This is a genomic window from Bradyrhizobium forestalis (assembly GCF_002795245.1).
Taxonomy (GTDB): domain Bacteria; phylum Pseudomonadota; class Alphaproteobacteria; order Rhizobiales; family Xanthobacteraceae; genus Bradyrhizobium; species Bradyrhizobium forestalis.
On record NZ_PGVG01000024.1, the window covers coordinates 1 to 22,929 of the forward strand.

Below are 22,929 nucleotides of genomic sequence, written 5' to 3' on the forward strand. Positions count from 1 at the left end.
CCCCTAAACTCCCACCCCCACCGGCATCAGTTCCGTCGGGCCCGGTAGAAGCGGAGTCAAACTATGCCCACACCGGAAAGCTTCCCGATCGAGAAGATCTTCGTTCCCACGAAGCAGAGGAAAGCCATCAAGCCCGAGATCGTCGCGGAGATCGCGGAAAGCATTCTGGAGATCGGACAACAGGCCCCCATTTCCGTTCGGCGCGACGGAGACCGCATCGTTCTGGTCGAGGGACTGCATCGGCTCGAAGCCTGCAAGGCGCTCGGCGAGACGACCATTCTCGGTGTCCTGGTCCCGGCCGAGCTTGCTCAACACAAGCCGCTGCTCGCCGAGCGACCGGAAGTCGAGGCAGAGCGCATCAAGATGGCGCGATTGAAGCAGTTGCGCCTGGAGAAGGAAGCCGCAGAGGCATCGACTTCTGCCTTGAAGGGCGTCAGGCAGGCGGAAGCGCCGCGCACCCGTCCGGCGAAAGGCGTCCGCGACAATCCGAAGGCATCATCGGGCCGGACTGCGAAATCGACACCGAAAACATTGTCGGACTGGATCACGCAGCAAAAGAGCAGCGGCGGCCGCTATTGATGGCCGGGAGCAGCTCGTAGGATGGGTTGAGCGGAGCGAAACCCATCAACAGCAACCAAGACAATGATGGGTTTCGCAAGGGGTCAACCCATCCTACGCGCTGGATCGGCTAGGTCTTGCCGGATGCATCGAAGGTGCAGCGGCAAAATCTCACCACATGGCCGCCACGCAAGCGACAGCCCACAATCGCGATTTCAGCGCAAACGCGGCGGAGGCTCGCGGCTTCATCGATATTCAGGAGCCATTTGCAATGTTGAGTGCGGTGGACAACAAGCCAACGGGAAAATCCGGCCGGCGCGGCGGCAAGAAGAAGGCCCGACATCGGACCGGGGCCGGCGAGCAACGCGCAAGTGCAGCGCATCAATTGCCGGATGCCTCGGCGGAGACCAGGCAAGAGAACGAGCAAGAGCCCGAGCAAGTGACCGAGCAAGAGCCGAGCCGCCACATCAGTGCGGAGATACCTTCGGCTGCAGCCTTGCCGGGCAAGGCTTCCGGGATGGAGATCGCTGCAAGCCCGCCCGTCGCACCGATCGAACCCTTCCAGGCCAGCACGCAGGCGATTGCCGACGCCTATAGCGGCTACATCAGGACGTCGCTCGAGCACGCCTGGAGCTTCCTGGGAAAGCTCGCGACGGCGCGCTCACCCGTCGAGGCCTTTGAGCTTCAGATGGAGTACGCGAAGCACGCGTGCGATTCGTTTGTCGCCGAATCCCAGAAGATCGCCGAGTTGCATGAACAACTGACCAGACAAAGGGTCATGCATCTTGAGGGGTTCGTGGCCAGGCTCACCCAGACGACGCTCGAAATCCGCGCGATACGTCAGTAACGACAGCTGCGTATTCCAGCGCCGCGGGGCCGGAAGCCCGTAGGATGGGCAATATCCTTGCGAAACCCATCATTCGTTGAGGGGCTTCGCTCCGCTCGACCACCCTACGCGCTTAAGGACCGCCTGGAGTTCAGTACCCTGACTTCGAGCCGGTGGTCGGCCTCGTGCTCGCGCCGGTGGTTTGACCTGGAGCGTAGCTCGACGCGCCGGGGCTGGTGCGCTTCGCGGACTTCGCGTGATGCTTCTTCTTATGCCCAGGAGCGTAGCTGGAAGCGCCCGGCTCGCCCGTCTTGGAACCCATTTGCTGCATCTCATGACCTGGCGTCTTGCTCGATACACCCTGAGCAAACACGGCTGGGGCTGTAGCCATGACAACGGCAGCCGAAAGCGCGATGATCGTTGCTTTCATGTTGTCCTCCTCTAACAAGCCCCCCCAAGAGAACGGAATGAGCCAGCGCCCGTTCCCCTCAGCGAACGTTCATGGCGAGACCAGCGCCGCTCAACTGGTCCCTTTCGCCGCCGCAACGCCATGAACGGGTTTTTCGAAACAGATCATGCCGCAAGGCAAAACCGATCACGACTGTTCGATCAGGATCGGTGAACCGAGCTCTTCGAAACGAAAGAGCTGAAACACCCGCTGGCCATTGAAGTCGAGCACTCTCAAATCATCGGTCTCGTGCAGGTTGCTTTCAACCGCCTGAAAGTGCCCGCCGTAGCGCTCCCTGGCGAGCGACAAGGGAACCTCGAACGCGACGAACTTGCCGATACCTTTTTGCCTGAGCACCCCAAGAAGCTTCAGGTCGTTCAGGGACTCGTGCGAGGTGAGAACAAGCAGCGGACCGCTCGCCGTAAGCAGCAAAAGCGATTTCATCGGATCCTCCTTTGCACCCTACCTGATCTTCGCCAGGCACTCCTTCAGGCGCTCCAGCTCCGTACGAACCTGTGCCTCCATGGCGTCTTGCAATGCGAGGATACCCCTGCTGGACAATTCTGCAGAGGCCTTTCTGTCCAGATTCTGCTTCCAATCCCGGATGCCTTGCTTGGTGGCCCGTAGGGCCTCCGACGTAGTCTTGGCGTATTCCTTCATGCAGGCGTCGGCCATTGAGCATGTCTGGCACTCCTGGGCGGCGGCCGGACTTGAAAGAAGCAGGGCGAGTATCGCGGTAGGGACCCTCATTGCGATTCCTCCCACGATAGCATAGCACGTCGTAGGGATACCTGGGGAAGCAGCCCCCGGCTGTTTCAGCGCCAGAAGATTCAAAGCGATCGCGCGACAGCGCCGTGTCGCGCATCGTGTGCCGAGCCCGCCATAATTTCTCCTTTGCACGCGCGTTGTGTCTGATAGCGGCGAGACCTATCCTTCCCAGCGATCGGACTGCCTCCCATTGACGCCCGACCGGATGGAGAGTGCATCGGTGCCTGAGACGAACGACCCCAAACCTGATACCGGCAAGCCAGATGCCGTCACGCCTGATGCCGTCAAGCCGGGCGAGGCGCGCGCCGACGGCGGGCTGGCGCGGGCCTACGACCGGATCAAGAGCGCAGAGGAAGACCTTGCGCGGCTGGACCGGCTGGTTTCCGGAATGGAACGCGACAACGAAGGCCCGCGGGCCTCGCACGCGAGCCTTGGTGCGATCGCAGCCGCCACTCCCGGAAACAAGGCGCCGACGCCGGATGCCGAGGTTCCGAATGCCAAGGTTTCAAATGCCAAGCCTCGCGATCAAGGCTTGAAGGGAGACCGGACCATGATGCGTGCCTTGGCCGGCCTCGTGCTGGCGGTCGGCCTGCTCGGTGCCGCCTTCGCTTCGCAATATCGCGATGAGGCCAGGTCGATCAGCATGTCGATCATGGCACGATGGGCTCCGCCGGCCGCGAGCAGCACCGCGCAAGCGTCCGCGGCGGAAGGTCCGGCGCAGCCGCCGGCCGTATTGCTGGCTGCTGCGGATGAGCCGAGCCCGGTGCCCGCGCCGCCGGTCGCCAAGGAAACGGACAGCACCCCAAAGCCCGGCGCCACGGCGCCTGAGGCGTCATCGTCCGAACTCGCGCAATCGCTCAAGGCCATCACGAGCGAGCTCGCGAACATCAGCGGCAAGCTCGAGCAACTGAAAAGCCGCAACGAGCAGACCCTGCGTGAGCAGGCCGACACCATCCAGCAGCTCAAGACGGCGCAGGAGAAGGATGCGGCGGACAATGCGCGCCTTGCCGCGCAGGTGCAGGCGCTGCAAACGCAACTGAGCGCGTCATCGGCATCATCGGCGCCTGCAGGCGCCAAGCCTGTCGTGCGCAGTGTGAACAACGATACGGCTGCGCGTGCCCGGGCGCACGTACCAGACGCTGCGCCACGGCGGCCTAGGCCGCCGCCGCGAGGCCCCTGGATGCCGCCGCCCTACATGGCCGATCCTTATTACGGCGATCCGGATTGGTGAGCCCGCAAGGCGCCGGCTTGTTTCCCGAACGTGCGATTGGATTTGAAACCTGACGAGCTGCGGCTTCGGCTCGCCTTCGATCGACGGCGTTATTCGCGCAAGCCTACCTTCCAGCCGAGCGAAGGTCTTCTGCGACGCCGTCGAATGCGTTCTGACTCGCGACGGCCCCACCCTGCTCCACATCGGTTGCTGTCGACTGCTGACGCTTGCCGACTCCAAAAATATCATGCACCAGCCCGAGCTTGCCCAGCCCGAGAATGATCAACCCATTCATATCGATCTCGTACCAGGCGTGCGACAGATACGCATCGCGCGGAAAGCGATGATGGTTATTGTGCAGCCCCTCCCCGAACGTCAGCAGCGTGGTCACCAGCTCGTTGGTCGTGCCGTCATTGGTCTCGAAGCGGCGGTAGCCGTAGCGGCCGTCGCTGTGGCAGACCGAGTTGACCAGCGAGGTGGCCATGGTCATGAGGTAGCTGCGGAACAGGCCGGAGAACAGGATGCAGCCGACCATCGTGTGCACGCCACTGAGGGCGTAGCCGATGGCGCCGGGAATGATCAGCGCCGACAGCGCGTACCAGTACCAGCGTGTCCTGGTGAAGAACATGGCGATCGGGTCGGCCAGGATGTCCTTGGCGTAGTAGGCGGCATCGGTGGTCTCGCGGTCCCACACCCAGCCGCCCTGCGCATGCGACATGCCCTTGGCGAAGCTGGTATAGGGATGGCCGGCGCCGTCATAATAGGGGCTGTGAACGTCGCCGGGCCTGTCGGAGTGAAGATGGTGCCGCCGGTGGTTGCTCACCCATTTCAGGATCGAGCCCTGCACCGCCATCGTCGCGAGCGCGGCGAAGATCGTCCGCATCACCGGACCGCAGCGAAAGCTGCGGTGCACGAAGTAGCGATGCATGAAGCCGATCCCGATCGTGGACAGCACGAACGTGCCGGCGAAGACCGAGACCTCCACCCGGCCGATGCCTTGCCAGAACGCCCAGACCAGCGCCGCGATCGAGCCTCCGATCATGATGGCGAACGAGATGTAGGAATCGCGAAACTTGGCGTCGACCACCGGGCCTTCGACAAGCACGCCCGGTGGCATTTTCGGCTCCGCCGCTTGCTCGGACGCCACGCTCTCAACCACGGTCATTTCAGCCGATCCATTCACGCAGATGCACTCTTCTGCGGTGCAGCGTACAGCCGGGGGTTGTTTCTCGCAAGGACCCGGGTCGGCCTTGGCAGCACGGAGCTGCGGCCTGAAACGACGCGGCCAGACAGAGAGGGCAATGCACCGTGGCGACGCCTGAACGCACGCCTCGTCCTTCGAGACGACCGCTTCCGCGGTCTCCTCAGGATGAGGCTACGCTGCACGGTGCCCGTTGAACCTGCTGTCACGCATTCCGTCCTCATCCTGCGGAGCCCGCCTCAAGCGGGCGTCTCGAAGGGATGGCCGCAGGACCCGCTCTCAAATGCGAGAGCTCGCCAGGGTCAACGCGATGAAGCGGCAATTTCTGCGGGCTTGCGGCGGACGACGGCGGTTGGATGACAAGCTGCAGGCCGCAGGATGGGTGGAGCGACTTGGCTCGACGAGCGAACGCAATCCGCATCGACGCGCGCGATGGCCGCTTCAGCCAGAGCTCAACCCATCCTGCGAGCTACACTCTACGCCCGCCTCACGGTATCTCGCTCATCGTCACCTTGGCGGCGATCCCGGTCAGCTCGGGCTCTTGCGGCGCAAGCTCCTCATCGGAGGATGGGCCGAACGAGACTTCGGTCATTCTGCGCTTGACCTGCTCGCAGGTCTTGCGGACGTCTTCGGTGAACAGCGCGCATTCTTCGATGCGCTTGAAGATCTTCCGTCCCTCTTCACGATACCCCGCCGCCGTTTCTCGCATGAAGGCGATCGCATCATGAACCTGGGCTGTCAGCGCCTCGCATTTTTGCGCGGCGTCGATCAACTCGGTGCCCATGGCCTCGATCTCTTTTGCAGCGGACTCATAGTCGCGAATGACCGCCTCTGCACTGAGCGCGCCGACGCGCGACACGCCCGCGGTGTGCTCGACGTAATCAGGTAGCGCAATTGAAGTAATAGAGCTTCCCGAGCGGATCGACGCAATGTCCGCTTCGAGTTGGACCAAGTTTACACCGTCCCGTCTGCGCAATTGTTCAACACTTGCCATGACTGATCCTCCCAATAAGCGCCCAGAACCCCAAGCAGCATTGGGTTTATTACGGGGATAAGTGCCGTTCTACCCCGATCTGTCCTTGACAGTCTCAGGTTTGCCGCTTTTCGAGAGCGCTGAACGCTGCACGCAGCGATGGTAGGGTTACAAGCGTAAACCTCTGGGAAGAAGGAAGGTTTCGCGCGAACTTGGAATGTGATCGTGACTCACCACCAGTACGGCCATCGCCATCCCTCATAGCGAACGTACGACGGCACCAGCGGCGGGCCGTACGGATCGACCCGGTCGTCTTCAGGGCGATAACGATATCGTGGAACGACATTGTAGTCCCACGGCGTCGGCCGCAGCACGGGCGCCGTGACGATCAGCCTCTGCTGCGGCTCACGAACGACGACAGCCTTCCGCGTCCGGGCTTCAGCACCCGTCATCCCAAGGCTGCCCAGCACCAGCGCCGTTCCGAGCGCACACGCGACGGTCTTTTTCTTCATGTGTTGGTCTCCTTCCCCAAGGAGAGTGCAAAAGGACGCGAGGCAAGGCAAGCCAATTCGCGCGCGAACGCCTACGCCGCATCCACATCCTCAGGCGCCGCGCCGGCAACGAGCTCATCGAGACCGACCATCAACAAATCTGCGATGTGCATCAGCTGGTAGAGCGGAATGTCCGCCTCGCCCTTCTCGGCCTGCGCCAGGAAGCCCGGCGCGACGCCGATGTGCTCGGCGAGCTGAGCCTCGGTGTAGCCGCGGGTCTCGCGCGCAGCCTTGACACGCGCACCGATGCCGAGCCGGTGCCGGGCCTGCTCCTCCGCGGTCATCATCACCGCCTGCTCGTCCGCGCCCGCATAGCCGTCGACGAACGCACTGCCGATCAGCCGGCCCTTGCGCCAGGCGACCCGGCAGTCCTTGCGCAGGCCGCTTCTGAAGATCAACGTGAACCGCTCGGCGACCCACAGCGACGAGTTGAGCTCGAGGCGCGCGCCGGTGCCGGAGACATCGCGGACCGTGCAGGGCACGCTGACGGTGCTGCCGCTGCCGTTGTCGAATTCGACCATGCCGGTCCTCAGCGTGTGATGCCTGACGGCGGCGCGATGATCGCTCATGACAGCTCCCAAAAGCTTGCGGCGGCGAAGGGCATATCCGACGCGGGCATATTCGGGGCAAAGGTACCGCAGAATTTTCCTGCAACTCTTAAACGGCAAGCGATGCGGCCGAGACCGGACGGCATGGTAAAGGAATTCCTCCCCATCTGCGTCACCTACTCGCGTGTCGCAGCCTCGTAGCCCGGATGAGCGCAGCGACATCCGGGGAATGGCGCGGCAACAAAGGTCCCGGATATCGCTTCGCTCATCCGGGCTACTTGCTACTTGCCGATCACTCTCGCGCGCGGCGCAGGGCCTCTTCCAGCTTCTTCCTCTGCTTGTCCCAGCGGGCCTGCTCGGCCTCGGCGCGCTCGTCGAGCGCGGCTCGCTCGGCTTCGATCTCCTCGGCCTTCGCTTCGTGCTCGCGCCTCGCCTTGGCCAACGCCGCTTCGGCTGCAGCAACCGCCTTGTCGCGGCGCGCGCGCTCCCTGGCGCGGGCGGCCTCGTCCTTGCGACGCTCGGCCTCGCGCCGCCGCTCCTCCTTCTCGAATGCCGCGGCCGCCTTGCGCGCGGCCCGATCGTCGATCTTGCGCGCTTGTTTCTTTGCGGTCTTGGCCGGACGCTTCTTGAGCTCACGTCTGGGCCTGGCCTCGCCCTCGCCGAGATCGGCCGGCAGCTCCGCGCTCTCGGTGAACGGACCGTCCGAGCCGATCGGACGCCTGAGCACGACACCCGGCTTCGCCATCGTCGCGGCGATGATATCAGGATCATCGGTCTCCTTGGCGACGCCCTGATGGAAGAGATTGGAGCTGGCGCCCCAGGCCTGAAGCGCCGCCTTCATCGAGGGGGCGGCGATCGCCTGATCGTAGAAGCCGAGCGAGGTCTGGTAGGTCTTCAGTTTCTTTGGCATGTCGCTCCGATTTGTAGCTTCGCTGTCCGCCAGCGATCGTAGCCCGGATTACGAGCTCCCAAGCAACGCGTCATACCCTTGCGCGCTGAACGCCAGCAGACAGAAGCCATGCCCGAACGGATCGGCCAGCATCGCGATCCGCCCATAGGGCGCATCGCGCGCGGGCGCCTCCAGGATCGCACCCGCGCCGAGCGCACGCGCAACGGCAGCATCGACATCGTCGACGACGACGTCGATATGCACAGGCGTCCAGTGCCGCTCATAGCGGCGGCGGTCGCCGCCGGCGCCGACCGTGCCGGCCTGCTTGGACAACAGATAAACCGGCGCCGGCCAGCCGAGCAGCTCGACGAAGTCGGCGCCGAAGCGGCGGCCGACCGTCAGGCCGAAGGCCTCGGTGTAGAAGGTTGTCGCTGTCCCGACATCCGGGACATCGATGTTGAGGAGGAAGGTCATGGCGGGCTCGTCGCGCGTTGCGGAGCGAGCGTAGCCCGGATGCAGCGTCAGCGTAATCCGGGATGGTGCCGCATCTTCAGTGCCGGATTTCGCTGACGCTCCATCCGGGCTGCGCATGAAATTCCTCGCCACCGGACAAGCGCCACCATGGCATCATGCCACTGTTTTGCCCGACGGAGCAAACGCTATTCGGAATCGCCGAAGTCCGAAAAAATCCCGAGCGATTCCAGAGCGATGTCTACTGTGCATGGGGTTGTTTTCGCCAAATTGGTCTGGCCGCGCCCTCAGTCCCCCCTCAGGCTCAGGATGTAAGCCGAAAGCGCCTCGGCCTGTTCCGGCGAGATCACGAGGTTCGGCATGTTCTGGTGGCTGGTCCGCCAGAACACCTTCAGCGACAGCGCGGTGGTGCCGTGCCGGTCGGCGATGGCCTGGAAGCTTGGGGCCTCGTCGAAGAAACCGGCCATGTGCGGTTCGACGGCGTGACACGACTGGCACCACGCCTGCGCCAGGCGATGGCCCTCGGCGATCGTGCGCGAGGAGGCCCCGGCGGCGGTATGGACGAGGCTGAAGAGAAACAGCACCGACAAGGCGATGAGGATGGCGATGCCAATGGAGATTCGAACACTGTGCGACATCGCCAAGCCTCACCGCGATTGACATTCTGAACCAGCCTAGATTTGCACCGCCAGGCCAGGTTGATCTGCGTCAAGGAAGCAGCGGATGGCTGCTCCCACCGTTTGATACGGCTCAACTCGCGAGGGCGACATTGCCTCATTGATCGGGCCGGTCGCCAAGATCACGGCGATCGCATAGGCTCAGCGCTCATGCGAGGGTCAGGAGACATCACCATGAACGGCAATCGCTATTACGGCGTCCGCGTCGAGGGCGCGAAATACGGCGTGGGATTCGGCTCGGCGCTCGCCATCGCGATCTCCTACACAGACAACCATTCGATCCTGTGGGCGATCATCCACGGCATCCTGGGTTGGCTCTACGTGATCTTCGTCGCGCTGTTTCGGTGATATCGCACCGGCAAGGCGAGACCAGCCGGCGCCGTTCGCAGCTTTTCCTTGCTTTCCCGGTCCCCGCCTCTACGGTCGCGCCGCGAACGAACCGCGAGACGAGACCAGTCATGACCGACACGATGAAATGCCCGACCTGCAACTCCGAGCACGCCTACCAGGACCGCGATCTCTGGGTCTGCCCGGAATGCGGCCATGAATGGAGCGGCGCGGCGGAAGCGGCCGCAGATACGGCGCAGGATGCCGGCGTGCGCGATGCCAACGGCAATGTGCTCGCCGACGGCGACAGCGTCATCGTGATCAAGGATCTCAAGATCAAGGGCTCGTCCTCGGTCGTCAAAGGCGGCACCAAGGTGCGCAACATCCGCCTGCAGGACGCCAGCGACGGCCACAACATCGCCTGCAAGATCGACGGCATCGGCGCGATGAATCTGAAATCGGAGTTCGTGAGGAAGGCGTAGCTCGCGCCAGCTTCACCGCTGCAACGTCGAAGAGGCACGTGAGGCAGTGGATCCCGCCTCTCCGCGGAACCCACCTGCCTTCACGCGATGTCAGTTCAGCGGGCCGCGCCCGTGGTGACGTCAGCGGTCTTCACCTTGCGCGGGCTGAGCACCTTCGCCTGGTGGGCGGAGGCGACCGTGGTGGGCGCCGCGACCTGCTGCTCGACATGCGCAGCACCGAGCACGCGCACCTGCATGGGGGAGACCGGGAAACCGTTGGCCTCATAAGTCGGCAGCTCGGCGGCGACCGCCGCGGTACCGCCCGCGATCGTCAGGATGGCGGCGACGATCGACAAAGTCTTCTTGTTCATTGGTGATGCTCCAAGGATGAGAGTCGGAGCATATTTAGGCGCGCTTTGCTGCAATGCGACATACTTTGTTGCATTGCAATACCGCACTAGATGCATGGCGATATGCCTAATGCGTACAAGGCCTTGGACGAATCACGCCGGCTGCGACATGGCGCTTTTATGGGCGGTGCTCAGCCACCGAGCACGTTGCCCCAGCCATCGAAGAGATAGGTCTTCCAGGCCACGGTTCCATCCGCGCCGGGCCGGCTGGCACGCCGGTAGTCATCGGCCTGATCGGCAGTCCAGGTGATGATCGTGTCCGAAAGACGATCATGCAGGATGGCGGGCTCGGTGGGATCGAAGTCGGTCATAGGACGAAGCGAGGAATGTGTCATGGCGCCTCCAACGCTCCGGCCGCCGCAAAGTTGCGGCAGGGCGTCGGGCAAAACATCGCATCAGACAAAGGCGAATTGAGCGATGCAACAGAACTGTCATTGCACGCGCAGCGACGCTGCGCGTCCATGACGCGAGGCGGAGGATGCCGAGCCTATTTCAACGCCGTCGCCAGTGATTGCAGCTTTGTGACGAGATCGGTGCCGAGAGCGTAGACGACCTCGATGATGGCGAGCGCGATTCCGGCTGCGATCAGGCCGTATTCGACCGCGGTGGCGCCGGATTCATCGGCGACGAATTTGGCCAATATGCATGTCAAACTCACAGGCGACTACAATCCAAGATTGCGTAAGTGCAATCGTTGCAAATTGACGACAATGCCGCGTGTAGCCGTCCTTTTCACACAGGTTCCGCCGGGACTGTCACGGAACCCGCGTTGCACCTTGGCAACACCCGCCGCGAAAAGCCCGCATTCGTCGATTTGCGCCATTGCGCTGCCACACCGTCCCCCGAACAATCGACGCGCTGCGTGCCTTTCCGTGCAAGCCTGTTTTCGTCAAGACTGTTTGCATCATGACTGTTCGGACCGGATGGTTCGAACAGAACCGTTTGGAGGCAGGGATCATGAACGATCGGCGGTCTCTTCTGGTGGCGGTATCGTGCCCCTCGGCCGTTCTCGCCGCCTGGTTGGCGTTTTCTCTCTCCGCCTATGCGCCTGCCCTGATCGAGAACAGCAGCGCCAATGCAGCTGCCGTCTCGCGCGCCAAGGATCGCGCCAAGGATCTCGGCCGCATCGACCTGGCCGACGTGCCGCGCGCTGCCACCATCGAGGACGGCATCGCCTTGACCGCAGACATCGCCGCCGCCGTCGCTGCGGCGCCTGCCCCGGCAGAGACAGCGCAGGCAACAACGAACGAGGGGCCCGCCTCCACCATCAAGCTCGCCTCGGCCGACCCTGTGCTGATCCTGCCGACGGAGGCGGCGCCCGCGCCGCAGATTTCGCCTGAACCGGAGTCCATCATCAGCGAGGCTGCCCCCGCCCCTGCGCCAGAACCCGTCAAGCTCGCATCAGCCGATCACACCGAGATCGTGACGACGGACACACTGTCCCCCGCGGCGATCGCGAGTGGCCCCGTCGCGCCTGCGAGCAACGCGTCACCGCCTGCCGACACCATCGCCGTGCTCGACGAATGCTTCATCGTCGATGCCTGCATCGACCGCTATCTCTGGGCGCTTTATCAGCGCACCGCCAAGGAAGACACGATCAGGGTTCAGGAGCGGCGCGCCGTCACCGTCAAGCGCAAGGGCAAGACCGTCACGGTGATGCGCAGCTTCACGAAGCTGGTCGATCAGGACTTCACCTGGAAGGATCCGAAGGCAGCCGAGCGCGCCGGCATGTCAATGATGGACTACGTCATCGGCGGCATGGACAAGAGTTTCAAGCAGAAGCTGTTCCGCACGCTGCTCGCGGCCGAAGCCGCGGGCCTGTCGCCTGGCATCACCAGCGCATTCCGCGACGATTACCGCCAGTCGATCGCGAGCGGCCTGAAGGCCGCCTCCGACCGTTCCTATCATGGCGGCAGCACACGGGGCGGTTATGGCCACGGCATGGCGGCCGACATCGTCAGCACCCAGGGCAATAACCGCGCGCAGCGCTGGGTCTCGACCGAGATCCTGTGGAAGTGGGTCGACGCCAACGGCAAGGCGTTCGGCATCGGCCGCCCCTATCTCGACCGCGATCCGCCGCATGTCGGCCCGATCGACGGCCAGGAATACATCTCGAAGCGTGGCACCTCCGATCGCAAGGAAGTTGCCAGCGCCAAGCCGAAGAAGCCGCGGGCTGTCGCCAGCGCCAGGCCGCCGAAGGCCCATGCCGCGCGCGAGCAGAAGAGCCCGGCCAAGCCGCAGAAATCGGCGCAATCCGCGACCAAGCGCGCAACCTGACCGGTTACGGCTTGCGTCCCGCCGTCGGCAACGGCACGAGCCGCATCTCGGCGGAGCCGGTCTCCTGCGTGCGCACCAGCACCGCAAAGATCGTGTCGACCGCAAGCCGTACCGCCGACTCCATCGCTTCGCCCTTGGCCAGATTCGCCGCGATCAGCCCGGTGAGGAGGTCGCCGGTGCCATAGGGGCGGATCGGCAGGCGCGGTGTCGCAAAGCGCGACAATCGCCCGTCGGCGCACAGGATCGTCTCCACCTGCCCCGCCGCCGTATCAGCGAGCGTGCAGCCGGTGGCGACGACGTCGGTGCGTCCCGCCCCTGCCAGCGCCGCGCACGCCGCACTCAGGCCCTTAGCATCGGCGATCGTGGCTCCCGAGAGCAATTCGAGCTCGAACTGGTTCGGCGTCGTGAGGTTCGCCGCCGGCAGCAGCCGGTGCCGGACAACGTCCAAAATGCCGTCCGCGACATAGACGCGGCCGTCGTCGCCGATCACGGGATCGCAGAGATAGACGAGCTTCGCATTCCGCGTGCGCGCCCGCTCGACGAAATCGGCGATCACAGCGGCATTGCCGGGCGAGCCGAGATAGCCGGTCACGAGCACGGCCGCCTCGTCGACGAGACCGCGCTCCTCCACGCCCTTCAGGAGATCGGCGACGAGCTCGGTCTCCAGCACCCGCCCGCGCAGGCTCGGATAGCGCGGATGGTTGGACAGCAGCGTGGTCGGCACCGCCGCAACATTCACGCCCTCCGCCTGCATGGCGTAGGCAGCCGCGCTGTTGCCGACATGGCCGTGGACCACTTGGCTCTGAATGGAGATGACGAGCATGAGAGAGGTCCGTAAGGTCAATCGTCAGACGACGCAAGAGCGCCCCGGTTCACGAAAGATCATACTGCGCGTGCAAGCTCCCCGAGATAGGCGCAGAACATGTCGGCCAGCCCGTCGGCATGACGCGCGATCTCGGCCTCGCTCCGCGGTGTTTCCGAAAATCGCTTGCCGATCTCGCTGAGCGTCGTCGTGATCAGCTCGCCGGCGAGGCTGCGCGTCGCATCGGAGGCTTTTGGCAGCGCCTCCCGCATGAAGGCATCGACGATGCCCTTGCCGGCCGCCCGCACCTCCTGCGCCTCGGGCGCGTCGCGATAGAGCGGCGCGGCGTCACTGAGGGCCGTGCGGATCGCAGCCTCCTCGCACACGGAGCGGATGAAGGCATGGACCAGCGCGCGCAAACGCGCCGGTGGCGGCTTGGCCTGATCCGCGAGGATGCCGCGCAGCAGCTCGCTGGTGCGCCGCCACTCGTCGCTCTGCAGACGAAACAGGATCGCGGCCTTGTTTGGAAAATATTGATAGAGCGACCCGACGCTCACCCCGGCCCGCTCCGCCACCCGCGCCGTGGTGAAACGCTGCGCCCCCTCCTTCGCCAGGACCTGAACAGCCGCATCCAGGATGGCCGCCACCAGCTCCGTCGAGCGGGCCTGTTGCGGCTGTTTTCGTGAGGAAATTGAACGGCTTCGACGGTCGGCCATGGCGCCTGCGAGCAATGCGAATAGGAAATGCGACGAATTAGTCGTATTTCCGTCTGCATGCAAGCACGCGCTTCGCCACGAACTCTGGAGACACCAAATGACCACATCAACCATCACATCGCTTGCGCCGCTGCTGGATCGACTGTTCGACGAGGCCGAAGCAGCAAGCGGCGCAACGCTGGCCGCCGTCACCGATCTGTCCGATGCCGACCGGGCGCGGATGATGCGGAGCAAGACCGAATATCGCCCCCTCTATGCACGCCTAAAGGACGCGCCGCTCGCGGTCTCGCGCGAAACCGGAGCGCTGCTCTACATGCTGGCGCGCAGCTCGCGCGCCCGATCCATCGTGGAGTTCGGCACCTCATTCGGCATCTCGACGCTGCACCTTGCCGCAGCCTTGCGCGACAATGGCGGCGGTCGTCTCATCACCAGCGAGTTCGAACCGTCCAAGGCAGCGCGGGCGCACGGCAACCTCTCGGCCGGCGGCTTGATCGACCTCGTCGATATCCGCGAAGGCGACGCGCTGAAGACGCTCAGCACCGACCTGCCCGATACGATCGATCTCGTGCTGCTCGACGGCGCCAAAGGGCTCTATCCGGATATCCTTGATCTGCTCGAGGACCATCTGAGGCCGGGCGCGATCATCGTCGCCGACAATGCCGACGACAGCCCCGACTATCTGGCACGCATGCGCAAGCCTGGAAGCGGCTACATGTCCACGGCCTTCGCCGACGACGTCGAGCTGTCCGTGCGAATCAGCTAGCGCCGCATCGAAGCATCTCGACGCCGCCGCACGATTCATCGCGGGGCGGCAATCGTGTTGCCTCGACCCAGGTCGACGAGTCCCGTCCGCATGATGTCGCAGGTTCGTCACCGACACATGATATCGGCTCGCGGCAAAAAGCCCGTCCCACGCGGTCTCTTTCTTACGCCGAGAGGCTCATGACCTCCGCCTTCAATGCCTACGCAGCTCTCGCCCTCGCCATCGTGTTCGAGGTCACCGCGTCGGCGTTGCTGCAGCAGTCCGCGCAGTTCACCCGTCCCTGGCCAACGCTGGCGATGGCGCTGTTCTACGTCGCCTCGTTCTACGCGCTGTCGGTGGCGATCCGGGTCATCCCGTTGAGCATCGCCTATGCGATCTGGGGCGGTGTCGGCATCATCCTGACCGCCACCGTCTCGTTCGTACTGTTCCGCCAGATACTGGACGCCGCAGCCTTCGTCGGCATTGCGCTGATCGTATCAGGGGTCGTGATCATCAACCTGTTCTCGGAGACTACGGTGCGTTGATGCCGGAACGCCGCGGCGCGCGCGGTTATTGGCTCTGCACCGGCTTGGGCGGACGCGGCGCAGAACGGGGTGCCTTTGCACCGGGCTTGGCTGCGGCCCGGAGCGGCGGCCCATCGACCGACTCCAGATAGGCGGCAAGTGCCTTGGCCGAGTCGGAGCTGGTCGCGTAATGGTCCTTCAGGAACCAGGACAGCGTCAGGTTGAAGCGCCCCTTGGCAAGACCGCGTGGGCTGCGATGGCAAGACGCGCAGCCGTCAGCGAAGAGCTTCGCGGGCGATTTGCCGGCGTCGAGATTCTGCGCGACGGCGGCGGTCGCCGTCAGCACTGCGGCTGCTAGAAGCATCAGGGGCGCGGTCAGCTCGCGCCCCGGTCGAAACAGCGACGTCAAATGTCGTCCCCCTCGCCCCGTCTTGCGATCAGGCTGCGGACAGCTGATCGAATTCGGGCGGCGCATAGGCCTTGCCGTCCTGGTCGGTGATGACGACCCGCCACCCCTCACTCGCCCACACTTTCGCCTTCGCCACGATGAGCAGCCGGCTCTCGCGGGCGAAACTGTACTTCTCGTTGTCGCGTTCTGCGACCATCTTGTAGGCCAATTCGCATCCCCTTGCGTCGCCCTGCACCCGGCCTCCTCGTGGCAGCGGGCTTTGGCGGCAATTCGCCGGGAGCGTGGCAATTTGGTGCCATCCGCAGGCGGTATGGCCGGCCCCGTGCCATTGGCAGCGGAGCCGATCCTGCTGCGTCGGATCGGCGCCAAAGCATGATCCGGCCCCGAAGGGCCGCGTCAGCGCAAGGTGCGGAGCGGTTTTCCCTCGCGACAAACGCGGAACGCGTTTGCGCGGAGGTCATGCTTAAAAAATGACCTAAGCGCTAGTGCACGCGGATAATATGGGGGCGGCCGAGATTGATCAGGCCTTGCACCGCCGAGAGGCGGTCATCGAGGGCTGCAATGGTGAGCAGCAGATTGTTGCGGCGCTCGTCGAGCAAACCCATCTCGGCGCCGGTGAGCTTCGTGCTCGCTCGTTCCTTGTGGATCGCTTCGAGGGATTTGCGCAGTCCGGCAATCAGGCCGGCCAGCTGTTTGGCCTCCTTGGTCATCGACCGCTTCGCGACATTTTGCTGACGGCGCGTCTCCGCTTGGCTCTGTCTCATCATCATCCTCCGGTGCCCCGCTGCCCCGAGTGGATGCGCACAGCTTTGGGTAGACATATTACGATCGATGAAATCTGCCCGCGAAGAACTTTCTTAAATTGTACGCGCACGGAACCCGGATCAAATCAGCAGAAAGCCCGGCGCCAGGGCCGGGCTTTCCTTGAGGCAGCGCTAGTGCTTCTCGTGACCGCCGCCATGACCGCCGGCCGGGCCTCCGCCGCCACGTGGCGCAGCATTGATGTGCGGAGCGCCGCCACCACCGCCGCGCGGCATGGCAGGTGCAGCCGCGCGCGGCGCCGGCATCTGCGCGCGCGCGTTCATCGGCACACCGTGACTCACATTCGGCTGCGCGACATGCGGCGTCTGGGGCCGTGCGGCAGGTGCAGCCGACACACGCGGCGCTTCGTGCGCGCGCGCCATCGGCTGGGCACGCACCGCAGCGCGGCTCGCGGCTTGGTCGTGCATCATGCGTGCCTGAGCATCGCGCGGATTGCGAGTCTGCACATTGGTCCGCTCATGCACGAGGCGCTCGCTCCGTCCGGCACGCGTCCGGTCGGCTGTCACTGCAGTGTCGCGCCTTGCGATCGCAGCGTCGCGCTTCGCGATCCCAGCGTCGCGCCCTGCGGTCGCGGCGTCACGTCTGGAGATTGCGGCCTCGCCCTTGCCGCGCACGCCGCTGCGTTCGAGTGCGACCGCCGCATCGCGCGTTGCCGCGCGACCGATGCGGGCCGCGCTCGGATCGAGCGTCATCCGCGTCGCGAAGCGCTGATGCGAGCTCCAGTAATTATTCCAATACGCATGGCGGTGGTACCAGGGACGTCCCGAATAGTAGCTCGACCAGTACGAGGTCAGCACGAAGGGCACGACGGGAACGTCGATCTCGTCGACATAGTCGGGGAGATAGACGTAGTGGTTGCGATAGAGATATTCGAGATATTGCGATGACACCCAGCCGCGATCGTCGGAGAAGCTGACGTCGCACCAGGCATTGCCGCGCAGGCAGCCATGGATGTTGACGCGGGCACCTCCGGGGATGCGATCGACCAGGGGAAAGCCCGTGCCCGGTCCGGCACGCAGGCCGGTCGAGACGGTGACGATGCCCGGCGCGGCCAGCGCGGCCGTCGGGACGAGCAGCAATGCAGCAAGTAAAACGCTCTTGAGTTTCATGGCGTGTTCCTCCTCTAGGAGGCGGAACGCGCAAGCGGAACGGGCGTTCCGCGCAGGGCGGTCGCAGCCGTCGAAAGATTGAGATGCAGGCCGCGCGCGGTTCAATATTCATTCGCCGTTCATCGGCACGCTGTCGGCCCGTCAATTCGCCTGCCGCATGAAGCCGTCGAAGTACGACGCAAGCGCGGCAAAGTCATCGAGCGGCAGCACGTTCGCGACAAACTGGTCTGGCCTCACCACGACCATGCAGCCGGCTTTTCGATCGATGCCGCGCATTGCGAAGACGTCGTGGCCGCCCTTGAGATCCGGACAAAACATCTTCTCGTAGTCGATCAGGCCATAGCGGCCCTTGCGCGGGAGCAGCAGCGGTGGCATCGCCGCGACAGCGAGCTCGCGATGATCCTGCTGGAAGATGGCGCGCAGGTCGATCACGCTATCGATGTCTGCGCCAACAGGCGTGTATCGCCTCATCGGCGATTCCCGGGCCTCGGCCAGGAAGTTGCACAGCGCGCGAATGGCCGATCCGCCAGCCGCGGGATCTTCCGCAGGCGAGAACGCGTAGATGCGGAAGCGGCCATCAGCCTGCGCCGCGTGGCCGAGATGCACCGGCTTGGCGTCCGCCAGCCGGATCACCGGCGCGGAATGGAAGCGCTTGCCGATGACGAGGCCTTGCGCGAGATGCTGATGCGACGCCGCACCGGTGAACACCGATGGCGTGTAATGCGTCGCCGTGCCCGCAGTGTAGCGTCCGTGCCGGACAAAATAGTCCTGCGTCTTCGCCGCATCGGCGCCGCCGGCCTTGGCGGCGGAAGCGAGAATTCCCGCCCATTCGCGATCGAAGTCGATCAGCTCCTTCGCGACCGCCTGGCGCTCCGCCGAATAGGAATGCAGCAAGCCCGGCGCACACTGCCTCCGCAGCACGGCGGCGAGCTTCCAGCCGAGATTGAAGGCATCCTGCATCGAGACGTTCATGCCCTGCCCCGCCTTCGGGCTGTGAGTATGGCAGGCATCGCCGGCGATGAAGATGCGCGGCAGGCGCGTATCGATCTCGGCCTCCGGCACGTCATCGAACCTGTCGGTGAGGCGCTGGCCGATCTCGTAGACCGACCACCAGGCGATTTCCTTCACCTCGAGCGTATGCGGCTTCAGGATCCGCTGCGCCTTGGCGATCACGTCGTCAGCGGTGATGTTGCGGCTCGCAACGCGCTCGCCGACATCGAGCTTGGCGAGCTCGACATAGATGCGGACCATGTAGCCGCCTTCACGTGGAATGATCAGCAGGCTGCCGTCCTTGGCCGACTGAATCAGGGATTTGAAACGGATGTCCGGAAAATCCGTCACCGCCAGCACATCCATCACGCCCCAGGCGTGGTTGGCGGAATCGCCATGCAGCTCGCGCCCGATCGACTTGCGCACCGTGCTGCGTGCGCCGTCGCAGCCGACGACGTAGCGTGCCCTGATCGTCTCGACCTTGCCCGCGTTCACGGCATCGACGCGTTCAAGGCGCACGGTCACGGCATGATCGGCGGCCGGATCGACATTCAGATCAAGCACGCGCCGGCTGTAATACGGCTCGAGCTTCGCCGGCGATTTGCGCATGACGTCGAGAAAGCAGTCATGGACGCGCGCCTGGTTGAGGATGACGTGCGGGAATTCCGACAGCCCGTCCTCGACGTCCTGCACCCGGCCGCTGCGCGTGATCTTCTCCGGCGTCCGCTCATCCGGCTTCCAGAACGTCGTTTCATTGACCCAATAAGCCTCCTTCAGCACGCGCTCGCTGAAGCCATAGGCATGGAACATCTCCATGGTGCGGCAGGCGATACCGTCGGCCTGACCGACCAGCAGGCGGTCCGGCTTCTGCTCGACGATACAGGTCTTGATGTCAGGGAATTGCGCAAGCTGGGCGGCGAGCGTCAGGCCGGCAGGCCCGCAGCCGACGATGAGAACATCGACCTCGCCAGGCACGGCGCCCGCCGCCCCCGATGCCTGGACGCGCGCGGCGGGATCGGCAATCTCAGGGTCGCCCGGCTGAAATCCATTCAGATGGAATTGCATGAGCACCTCTCCCGCGAGCGTTCTTGATATTGATCAGTATGCTGACTATCAGTATACTTGTCAACGATCGCGCATCTCCGGCCTAAGGAGCCGAACTCGGTGAAAGACAACAACGACATGCCCGGGCATCTGGCGCGCCGGTTCCAGCAGATCGCGGTCGCGGTGTTCCTGGCCGAGGTCGAGGATGCCGGCTTCGATCTCACGCCGGTGCAGTACGCCGCGCTCGCGACCATCAAGGCCAATCCGGGGCTGGACCAGGTGACGCTCGCCGGATTGATCGCCTACGATCGCACCACCATCACCGGCGTGATCGATCGTCTGGTCCAGAAGGGCCTCATAGAGCGCCGCCCTTCCAGCCGCGACCGCCGCGCGCGGGAGCTCGAGATCACCGACGAGGGCCGGCGCACGCTGCGCAAGATCACGCCGGCCGTCGAATCTGCGCAGCGCATCATGCTGCGTGGCCTCAGCGCGAAGGAGGGCGAGGAGCTGATGCGGCTCTTGCGCAAGGCCATCGCCGCCGGCAATGAGCTCAGCCGCGCCCCGCTCCGCGATGCGCAGGTCTGATCTCGCAACGTGTCCGTATTTGTCGCAGTGCACGAAACCAGGAACTAACCTTCGACTGCTAACGTCGGCCGCATTGGGCGCTTAACGCGCGATTAACTTTGCGGGGCGGAGTTTCGGATGTTCAGGTTCCTCGTTATGGCCGCGGCCATCGCGCTCTCGACCGGTCACGCGCTCGCAAACGGCCATGGCGGCGGCGATGCCCCGCCCCCGCCGAAACCCGAGGCGACGACAGCACCGGCGAAGGTGGTCCTGACCAAGCAGGGTCCCAAGCTCGTCGATCTCAAGGGCATGACGCTCTACACTTACGAACGCGACACCACCGGAAAGACATCGAACTGCAACGGCAAGTGCACCGAGAGCTGGGTTCCGCTGGCCGCGACGACTGATGCCAAGGCCGTCGGCGACTTCACCGTGATCAGCCGCAACGACGGCAGCAAGATGTGGGCGTACCGCTATCGTCCGCTCTACACATCGCCCGCCGACAAGGCGCCGGGCGATGCCAACGGCAATGCCACGACGCTGCAATGGCGGATCGCCCGGCCTGAGTAGCAGCGCATAGCAACGCACCAAAGCTCGAACTGACCAGTCGCGCAGCCCCTCACCCGCGCCAGCGCCCGCCCGTCTCGGCCTGCGCGTTCTGCCCTGGCGGCAGCACCACGACCATCGAATTGAGCTTCACCCGGTCGTAGAGATCAATGACGTCCTCGTTGCGCATCCGGATGCAGCCCGACGAGATCGCCTGCCCGATATATTCGGGCTGGTTGGTGCCGTGGATGCGGTAGAGCGTGTCCTTGTTGCCGGCATAGAGATAGATGCCCCGCGCGCCCAGCGGATTGGCGGGACCGCCGGGAACGCGCGCCGGATAGGGGCCGAGCCGCGCCTGGATATCCGCTGTCGGAACCCAGTCCGGCCATTCCGCCAAACGGCCGACCCGCGCGACGCCGGAGAACGCCATGGCTTCCTCACCAACCGCAACGCCGTAGCGGATCGCCTTGCCCTCGGGCAGCACGTAATAGAGGTAGCGCGCATCGGTATCGACCAGGATCGTGCCTGGTTGCTCCTTGCGGTGGTAGTCCACGATGTGGCGGAGATATTGCTCAGGCACGTTCGCCTGCGCGTAAGGCGTGTGCGTGAGCAACTGACGGTCGCGCGGCGTCATGCTCGCATCCGTCGATGGCGAAAGCGTCGCCTGCATGCAGCCGCCCAACGGCAACATAGCTGCGACGAACAAAACGAGTAGAGATCTTGGCACCACCGGCCCCCCGATAGCGCCCCCAGCATCGCCAGATGCTGCCCAAATCGTGCTGAAAACAAGGCAGAACGGAACAATTGCGCGTGTTCGATAGGCCGGGTTCCATCACCACAAACGGCGGAAGACTGTCGCATCATCTCCATCCCCTCGCCTTGCTTTGGTCAAACCCGGCTGGACTCGTGCGTGATGGGACTTTGGGATGGGCCCACCTCAACAGATCGGCTCGCGCCAATGCGAGCGACGAAGGCTTCAAAGGAGCTGCGATGCTCGCGACGCTGAATTCCAAGCAAATCGTCGATGAGATCGTGAAGGACACGGTCAAGGACAACGATCCGCACGACGCGGTTCAGATTTCGCCCGAGGTCGTGCTGGTCCCGCGCCCGGGGAGCGCGGCGCCAGCGTTGGCGCCTGACATCTCGCCCCGTCCTGAACCGAAGTTCGCTCCGACTTCGGTGCGCGCGACGGAGCCCACGTTCAACGTCGTTTACGGCAAACCCGCCGCGGCGGCACCGCCGATCGACACCGCCGTCCGTGTCACGGTCGGCGATGCTCCAAGCCGGCGGAAGCGCTCCGCGGTCGGCAAGTGGCTGCGCGGTGCATTCGTCACGTTTCTGTTCGCGGGCGCCAGCGCGGCGGCCACGATCGTCTGGGAGAAGCACGGCGACACCGCAAAGCAAATGTTCGCCGAATGGAAACCAGTGTTGGCGTCGTTGCTGCCTGCGACGTCGCAGACGCCGCCCGTTGCCACGGCGCAGGCCGCCCCTCCTGCCGCGCCAGCGGTCGCCGAGCAGACGCCGGATCAATCAGTGCCGCCGCCTTCCGCTCAAGCCGCGGTAACTCAAGCTGCCGCAACTCAAGTTGCCGTCGCGCCCGCAGCAACGCAGCCCGACACCGCGCAATCGGTGCAGTCGATGACGAACGATCTCGCCGCGATGGCGCAGCAGATCGAACAGCTCAAGGCCAACATCGCCGAGCTGAAGGCCGGACAGGAGCAGTTGGCGCGTGAGATGGCGAAGCCGCCTGCGCCGAAGCCGGTGGCTGCTGAGACGAGGCCGGTCGATCCGCGCCCGCGCGCTGCTGTGCTCCCGCCACAGCCTGCGGCGGCGCCGGTTCGCAAGCCGAAGCCGGCTGTGACGCGGACCTACATGCCGGCCTATTCGCCCGCGCCGCTTGCGCCCCCGCCGTCGCAGGCAGCCGCGGCCCCGCCGCCAGCAGCGCCCGTTGCGACGACGCAAGCCGTTGCCGATGACGACGGGCCCGTCGTGCGTCCGCCCATGCCGCTGCGCTAGCGCGGAATGGCTTTAGGTTCAATCGATAGCCGCGGTGGCTCGTTCACCTC

Annotated in this window: 32 protein-coding genes; 11 read left to right on the forward strand and 21 right to left on the reverse strand. The window is 64.5% G+C overall.

Features of this window, described 5'->3' with window-relative positions; all coding sequences use genetic code 11:
- Positions 1 to 63: 63 nt before the first annotated feature.
- Both CVM73_RS24960 and CVM73_RS24965 read left to right on the forward strand, forming a co-directional pair.
- The gene (locus CVM73_RS24960) at positions 64 to 579 is read left to right on the forward strand and encodes a ParB N-terminal domain-containing protein (RefSeq protein WP_100234499.1); all 516 of its coding nucleotides are present in this window, start codon (positions 64 to 66) and stop codon (positions 577 to 579) included.
- Between the two features lie 157 nt (positions 580 to 736).
- Positions 737 to 1,405, forward strand: coding sequence for a phasin family protein (locus tag CVM73_RS24965; protein WP_100234500.1), 669 nt, complete (start codon positions 737 to 739; stop codon positions 1,403 to 1,405).
- 130 nt (positions 1,406 to 1,535) lie between these two features.
- Here the strand turns inward: CVM73_RS24965 and CVM73_RS24970 are convergent, their stop codons facing one another.
- The 3 genes from CVM73_RS24970 to CVM73_RS40725 all read right to left on the reverse strand — a co-directional run bounded on the left by CVM73_RS24970 (position 1,536) and on the right by CVM73_RS40725 (position 2,507).
- Entirely contained in the window at positions 1,536 to 1,814 is a 279-nt protein-coding gene (locus CVM73_RS24970; protein ID WP_146006655.1) for a hypothetical protein, read from the reverse strand.
- A gap of 165 nt (positions 1,815 to 1,979) precedes the next feature.
- A complete protein-coding gene (locus CVM73_RS24975; protein WP_100234502.1) occupies positions 1,980 to 2,276 on the reverse strand; it encodes a cytosolic protein in 297 nt (98 codons plus the stop codon).
- Positions 2,277 to 2,294: 18 nt separating this feature from the next.
- Complete coding sequence (locus CVM73_RS40725) at positions 2,295 to 2,507, reverse strand: hypothetical protein (protein WP_245452421.1); 213 nt, start codon at positions 2,505 to 2,507, stop codon at positions 2,295 to 2,297.
- 298 nt (positions 2,508 to 2,805) lie between these two features.
- Between CVM73_RS40725 and CVM73_RS24985 the strand changes: the two genes are divergently transcribed.
- Entirely contained in the window at positions 2,806 to 3,831 is a 1,026-nt protein-coding gene (locus CVM73_RS24985) for a hypothetical protein (protein WP_100234504.1), read from the forward strand.
- Between the two features lie 103 nt (positions 3,832 to 3,934).
- Here CVM73_RS24985 and CVM73_RS24990 read toward each other — a convergent pair whose 3' ends face one another.
- From CVM73_RS24990 to CVM73_RS25025, 7 genes are all read right to left on the reverse strand, one after another.
- Positions 3,935 to 4,975, reverse strand: a complete 1,041-nt coding sequence (locus CVM73_RS24990) for an acyl-CoA desaturase (protein WP_100234505.1) — start codon at positions 4,973 to 4,975, stop codon at positions 3,935 to 3,937.
- A 523-nt stretch (positions 4,976 to 5,498) separates the two neighbouring features.
- On the reverse strand, positions 5,499 to 6,005 hold the full coding sequence (locus CVM73_RS24995) for a hypothetical protein (protein WP_100234506.1): 507 nt from the start codon (positions 6,003 to 6,005) through the stop codon (positions 5,499 to 5,501).
- A 209-nt stretch (positions 6,006 to 6,214) separates the two neighbouring features.
- Positions 6,215 to 6,496 (reverse strand): hypothetical protein, encoded by a 282-nt coding sequence (locus CVM73_RS25000; RefSeq protein ID WP_100234507.1) that lies wholly within the window; start codon positions 6,494 to 6,496, stop codon positions 6,215 to 6,217.
- Between the two features lie 71 nt (positions 6,497 to 6,567).
- Positions 6,568 to 7,104 carry a helix-turn-helix domain-containing protein gene (locus CVM73_RS25005; protein WP_100234508.1) on the reverse strand — a complete coding sequence of 179 codons (537 nt, stop codon included), beginning with the start codon at positions 7,102 to 7,104 and terminating at the stop codon, positions 6,568 to 6,570.
- A gap of 271 nt (positions 7,105 to 7,375) precedes the next feature.
- On the reverse strand, positions 7,376 to 7,993 hold the full coding sequence (locus CVM73_RS25015; RefSeq protein ID WP_100234510.1) for a cell envelope biogenesis protein TolA: 618 nt from the start codon (positions 7,991 to 7,993) through the stop codon (positions 7,376 to 7,378).
- Positions 7,994 to 8,041: 48 nt separating this feature from the next.
- Complete coding sequence (locus CVM73_RS25020; protein ID WP_245452422.1) at positions 8,042 to 8,563, reverse strand: VOC family protein; 522 nt, start codon at positions 8,561 to 8,563, stop codon at positions 8,042 to 8,044.
- A 167-nt stretch (positions 8,564 to 8,730) separates the two neighbouring features.
- Positions 8,731 to 9,081: a c-type cytochrome gene (locus CVM73_RS25025; protein ID WP_146006656.1), complete on the reverse strand. Its 351-nt coding sequence runs from the start codon at positions 9,079 to 9,081 to the stop codon at positions 8,731 to 8,733.
- 213 nt (positions 9,082 to 9,294) lie between these two features.
- Here CVM73_RS25025 and CVM73_RS40485 point away from each other — a divergent pair, with 213 nt between their 5' ends.
- Complete coding sequence (locus tag CVM73_RS40485; RefSeq protein WP_167407038.1) at positions 9,295 to 9,468, forward strand: hypothetical protein; 174 nt, start codon at positions 9,295 to 9,297, stop codon at positions 9,466 to 9,468.
- A 110-nt stretch (positions 9,469 to 9,578) separates the two neighbouring features.
- A complete protein-coding gene (locus tag CVM73_RS25030) occupies positions 9,579 to 9,929 on the forward strand; it encodes a zinc ribbon domain-containing protein YjdM (RefSeq protein WP_100234511.1) in 351 nt (116 codons plus the stop codon).
- Between the two features lie 95 nt (positions 9,930 to 10,024).
- Here the strand turns inward: CVM73_RS25030 and CVM73_RS25035 are convergent, their stop codons facing one another.
- From CVM73_RS25035 to CVM73_RS25045, 3 genes are all read right to left on the reverse strand, one after another.
- On the reverse strand, positions 10,025 to 10,279 hold the full coding sequence (locus CVM73_RS25035) for a hypothetical protein (RefSeq protein WP_100234512.1): 255 nt from the start codon (positions 10,277 to 10,279) through the stop codon (positions 10,025 to 10,027).
- A gap of 170 nt (positions 10,280 to 10,449) precedes the next feature.
- Entirely contained in the window at positions 10,450 to 10,653 is a 204-nt protein-coding gene (locus CVM73_RS25040; protein ID WP_100234513.1) for a hypothetical protein, read from the reverse strand.
- A 152-nt stretch (positions 10,654 to 10,805) separates the two neighbouring features.
- The gene (locus tag CVM73_RS25045) at positions 10,806 to 10,970 is read right to left on the reverse strand and encodes a Flp family type IVb pilin (RefSeq protein ID WP_167407048.1); all 165 of its coding nucleotides are present in this window, start codon (positions 10,968 to 10,970) and stop codon (positions 10,806 to 10,808) included.
- Between the two features lie 305 nt (positions 10,971 to 11,275).
- Between CVM73_RS25045 and CVM73_RS25050 the strand changes: the two genes are divergently transcribed.
- The gene (locus CVM73_RS25050; protein ID WP_100234515.1) at positions 11,276 to 12,595 is read left to right on the forward strand and encodes a M15 family metallopeptidase domain-containing protein; all 1,320 of its coding nucleotides are present in this window, start codon (positions 11,276 to 11,278) and stop codon (positions 12,593 to 12,595) included.
- 4 nt (positions 12,596 to 12,599) lie between these two features.
- On the opposite strand, the gene pdxY is transcribed toward CVM73_RS25050, so the two are convergent.
- Both pdxY and CVM73_RS25060 read right to left on the reverse strand, forming a co-directional pair.
- Positions 12,600 to 13,418 carry a pyridoxal kinase gene (pdxY, locus tag CVM73_RS25055; protein WP_100234516.1) on the reverse strand — a complete coding sequence of 273 codons (819 nt, stop codon included), beginning with the start codon at positions 13,416 to 13,418 and terminating at the stop codon, positions 12,600 to 12,602.
- 59 nt (positions 13,419 to 13,477) lie between these two features.
- Positions 13,478 to 14,113 carry a TetR/AcrR family transcriptional regulator gene (locus CVM73_RS25060; RefSeq protein ID WP_100234517.1) on the reverse strand — a complete coding sequence of 212 codons (636 nt, stop codon included), beginning with the start codon at positions 14,111 to 14,113 and terminating at the stop codon, positions 13,478 to 13,480.
- 97 nt (positions 14,114 to 14,210) lie between these two features.
- On the opposite strand from CVM73_RS25060, the gene CVM73_RS25065 reads away from it, so the two are divergent.
- The gene (locus tag CVM73_RS25065) at positions 14,211 to 14,876 is read left to right on the forward strand and encodes an O-methyltransferase (RefSeq protein WP_100234518.1); all 666 of its coding nucleotides are present in this window, start codon (positions 14,211 to 14,213) and stop codon (positions 14,874 to 14,876) included.
- A 179-nt stretch (positions 14,877 to 15,055) separates the two neighbouring features.
- Positions 15,056 to 15,400 carry a DMT family transporter gene (locus tag CVM73_RS25070; RefSeq protein ID WP_100234519.1) on the forward strand — a complete coding sequence of 115 codons (345 nt, stop codon included), beginning with the start codon at positions 15,056 to 15,058 and terminating at the stop codon, positions 15,398 to 15,400.
- 25 nt (positions 15,401 to 15,425) lie between these two features.
- Here CVM73_RS25070 and CVM73_RS25075 read toward each other — a convergent pair whose 3' ends face one another.
- The 5 genes from CVM73_RS25075 to CVM73_RS25095 form a co-directional block, all read right to left on the reverse strand.
- A complete protein-coding gene (locus CVM73_RS25075) occupies positions 15,426 to 15,743 on the reverse strand; it encodes a hypothetical protein (RefSeq protein ID WP_167407049.1) in 318 nt (105 codons plus the stop codon).
- 73 nt (positions 15,744 to 15,816) lie between these two features.
- On the reverse strand, positions 15,817 to 16,023 hold the full coding sequence (locus CVM73_RS25080; protein WP_018322958.1) for a hypothetical protein: 207 nt from the start codon (positions 16,021 to 16,023) through the stop codon (positions 15,817 to 15,819).
- A 247-nt stretch (positions 16,024 to 16,270) separates the two neighbouring features.
- A complete protein-coding gene (locus CVM73_RS25085) occupies positions 16,271 to 16,552 on the reverse strand; it encodes a hypothetical protein (protein WP_167407050.1) in 282 nt (93 codons plus the stop codon).
- Between the two features lie 171 nt (positions 16,553 to 16,723).
- Entirely contained in the window at positions 16,724 to 17,719 is a 996-nt protein-coding gene (locus tag CVM73_RS25090) for an SH3 domain-containing protein (protein ID WP_100234521.1), read from the reverse strand.
- A 141-nt stretch (positions 17,720 to 17,860) separates the two neighbouring features.
- Positions 17,861 to 19,774, reverse strand: a complete 1,914-nt coding sequence (locus CVM73_RS25095) for an FAD-binding monooxygenase (protein WP_167407039.1) — start codon at positions 19,772 to 19,774, stop codon at positions 17,861 to 17,863.
- Positions 19,775 to 19,873: 99 nt separating this feature from the next.
- Between CVM73_RS25095 and CVM73_RS25100 the strand changes: the two genes are divergently transcribed.
- Positions 19,874 to 20,338: a MarR family winged helix-turn-helix transcriptional regulator gene (locus tag CVM73_RS25100; protein WP_100234605.1), complete on the forward strand. Its 465-nt coding sequence runs from the start codon at positions 19,874 to 19,876 to the stop codon at positions 20,336 to 20,338.
- Between the two features lie 117 nt (positions 20,339 to 20,455).
- Positions 20,456 to 20,887: a COG4315 family predicted lipoprotein gene (locus tag CVM73_RS25105; protein ID WP_100234523.1), complete on the forward strand. Its 432-nt coding sequence runs from the start codon at positions 20,456 to 20,458 to the stop codon at positions 20,885 to 20,887.
- 49 nt (positions 20,888 to 20,936) lie between these two features.
- On the opposite strand, the gene CVM73_RS25110 is transcribed toward CVM73_RS25105, so the two are convergent.
- Positions 20,937 to 21,554: a L,D-transpeptidase gene (locus tag CVM73_RS25110; RefSeq protein WP_167407040.1), complete on the reverse strand. Its 618-nt coding sequence runs from the start codon at positions 21,552 to 21,554 to the stop codon at positions 20,937 to 20,939.
- 299 nt (positions 21,555 to 21,853) lie between these two features.
- Here CVM73_RS25110 and CVM73_RS25115 point away from each other — a divergent pair, with 299 nt between their 5' ends.
- Positions 21,854 to 22,879, forward strand: a complete 1,026-nt coding sequence (locus CVM73_RS25115; RefSeq protein ID WP_167407041.1) for a hypothetical protein — start codon at positions 21,854 to 21,856, stop codon at positions 22,877 to 22,879.
- Positions 22,880 to 22,929: the final 50 nt, after the last annotated feature.

Coding starts and splice junctions, on each gene's coding strand:
- CVM73_RS24960 (WP_100234499.1), top strand. CDS start 64: ATGCCCACACCGGAAAGCTTCCCGATCGAGAAGATCTTCGTTCCCACG.
- CVM73_RS24965 (WP_100234500.1), top strand. CDS start 737: ATGGCCGCCACGCAAGCGACAGCCCACAATCGCGATTTCAGCGCAAAC.
- CVM73_RS24970 (WP_146006655.1), bottom strand. CDS start 1,814: ATGAAAGCAACGATCATCGCGCTTTCGGCTGCCGTTGTCATGGCTACA.
- CVM73_RS24975 (WP_100234502.1), bottom strand. CDS start 2,276: ATGAAATCGCTTTTGCTGCTTACGGCGAGCGGTCCGCTGCTTGTTCTC.
- CVM73_RS40725 (WP_245452421.1), bottom strand. CDS start 2,507: ATGGCCGACGCCTGCATGAAGGAATACGCCAAGACTACGTCGGAGGCC.
- CVM73_RS24985 (WP_100234504.1), top strand. CDS start 2,806: ATGGAGAGTGCATCGGTGCCTGAGACGAACGACCCCAAACCTGATACC.
- CVM73_RS24990 (WP_100234505.1), bottom strand. CDS start 4,975: ATGACCGTGGTTGAGAGCGTGGCGTCCGAGCAAGCGGCGGAGCCGAAA.
- CVM73_RS24995 (WP_100234506.1), bottom strand. CDS start 6,005: ATGGCAAGTGTTGAACAATTGCGCAGACGGGACGGTGTAAACTTGGTC.
- CVM73_RS25000 (WP_100234507.1), bottom strand. CDS start 6,496: ATGAAGAAAAAGACCGTCGCGTGTGCGCTCGGAACGGCGCTGGTGCTG.
- CVM73_RS25005 (WP_100234508.1), bottom strand. CDS start 7,104: ATGAGCGATCATCGCGCCGCCGTCAGGCATCACACGCTGAGGACCGGC.
- CVM73_RS25015 (WP_100234510.1), bottom strand. CDS start 7,993: ATGCCAAAGAAACTGAAGACCTACCAGACCTCGCTCGGCTTCTACGAT.
- CVM73_RS25020 (WP_245452422.1), bottom strand. CDS start 8,563: ATGCGCAGCCCGGATGGAGCGTCAGCGAAATCCGGCACTGAAGATGCG.
- CVM73_RS25025 (WP_146006656.1), bottom strand. CDS start 9,081: ATGTCGCACAGTGTTCGAATCTCCATTGGCATCGCCATCCTCATCGCC.
- CVM73_RS40485 (WP_167407038.1), top strand. CDS start 9,295: ATGAACGGCAATCGCTATTACGGCGTCCGCGTCGAGGGCGCGAAATAC.
- CVM73_RS25030 (WP_100234511.1), top strand. CDS start 9,579: ATGACCGACACGATGAAATGCCCGACCTGCAACTCCGAGCACGCCTAC.
- CVM73_RS25035 (WP_100234512.1), bottom strand. CDS start 10,279: ATGAACAAGAAGACTTTGTCGATCGTCGCCGCCATCCTGACGATCGCG.
- CVM73_RS25040 (WP_100234513.1), bottom strand. CDS start 10,653: ATGACACATTCCTCGCTTCGTCCTATGACCGACTTCGATCCCACCGAG.
- CVM73_RS25050 (WP_100234515.1), top strand. CDS start 11,276: ATGAACGATCGGCGGTCTCTTCTGGTGGCGGTATCGTGCCCCTCGGCC.
- pdxY (WP_100234516.1), bottom strand. CDS start 13,418: ATGCTCGTCATCTCCATTCAGAGCCAAGTGGTCCACGGCCATGTCGGC.
- CVM73_RS25060 (WP_100234517.1), bottom strand. CDS start 14,113: ATGGCCGACCGTCGAAGCCGTTCAATTTCCTCACGAAAACAGCCGCAA.
- CVM73_RS25065 (WP_100234518.1), top strand. CDS start 14,211: ATGACCACATCAACCATCACATCGCTTGCGCCGCTGCTGGATCGACTG.
- CVM73_RS25070 (WP_100234519.1), top strand. CDS start 15,056: ATGACCTCCGCCTTCAATGCCTACGCAGCTCTCGCCCTCGCCATCGTG.
- CVM73_RS25075 (WP_167407049.1), bottom strand. CDS start 15,743: ATGCTTCTAGCAGCCGCAGTGCTGACGGCGACCGCCGCCGTCGCGCAG.
- CVM73_RS25085 (WP_167407050.1), bottom strand. CDS start 16,552: ATGAGACAGAGCCAAGCGGAGACGCGCCGTCAGCAAAATGTCGCGAAG.
- CVM73_RS25090 (WP_100234521.1), bottom strand. CDS start 17,719: ATGAAACTCAAGAGCGTTTTACTTGCTGCATTGCTGCTCGTCCCGACG.
- CVM73_RS25095 (WP_167407039.1), bottom strand. CDS start 19,774: ATGCAATTCCATCTGAATGGATTTCAGCCGGGCGACCCTGAGATTGCC.
- CVM73_RS25105 (WP_100234523.1), top strand. CDS start 20,456: ATGTTCAGGTTCCTCGTTATGGCCGCGGCCATCGCGCTCTCGACCGGT.
- CVM73_RS25110 (WP_167407040.1), bottom strand. CDS start 21,554: ATGTTGCCGTTGGGCGGCTGCATGCAGGCGACGCTTTCGCCATCGACG.
- CVM73_RS25115 (WP_167407041.1), top strand. CDS start 21,854: ATGCTCGCGACGCTGAATTCCAAGCAAATCGTCGATGAGATCGTGAAG.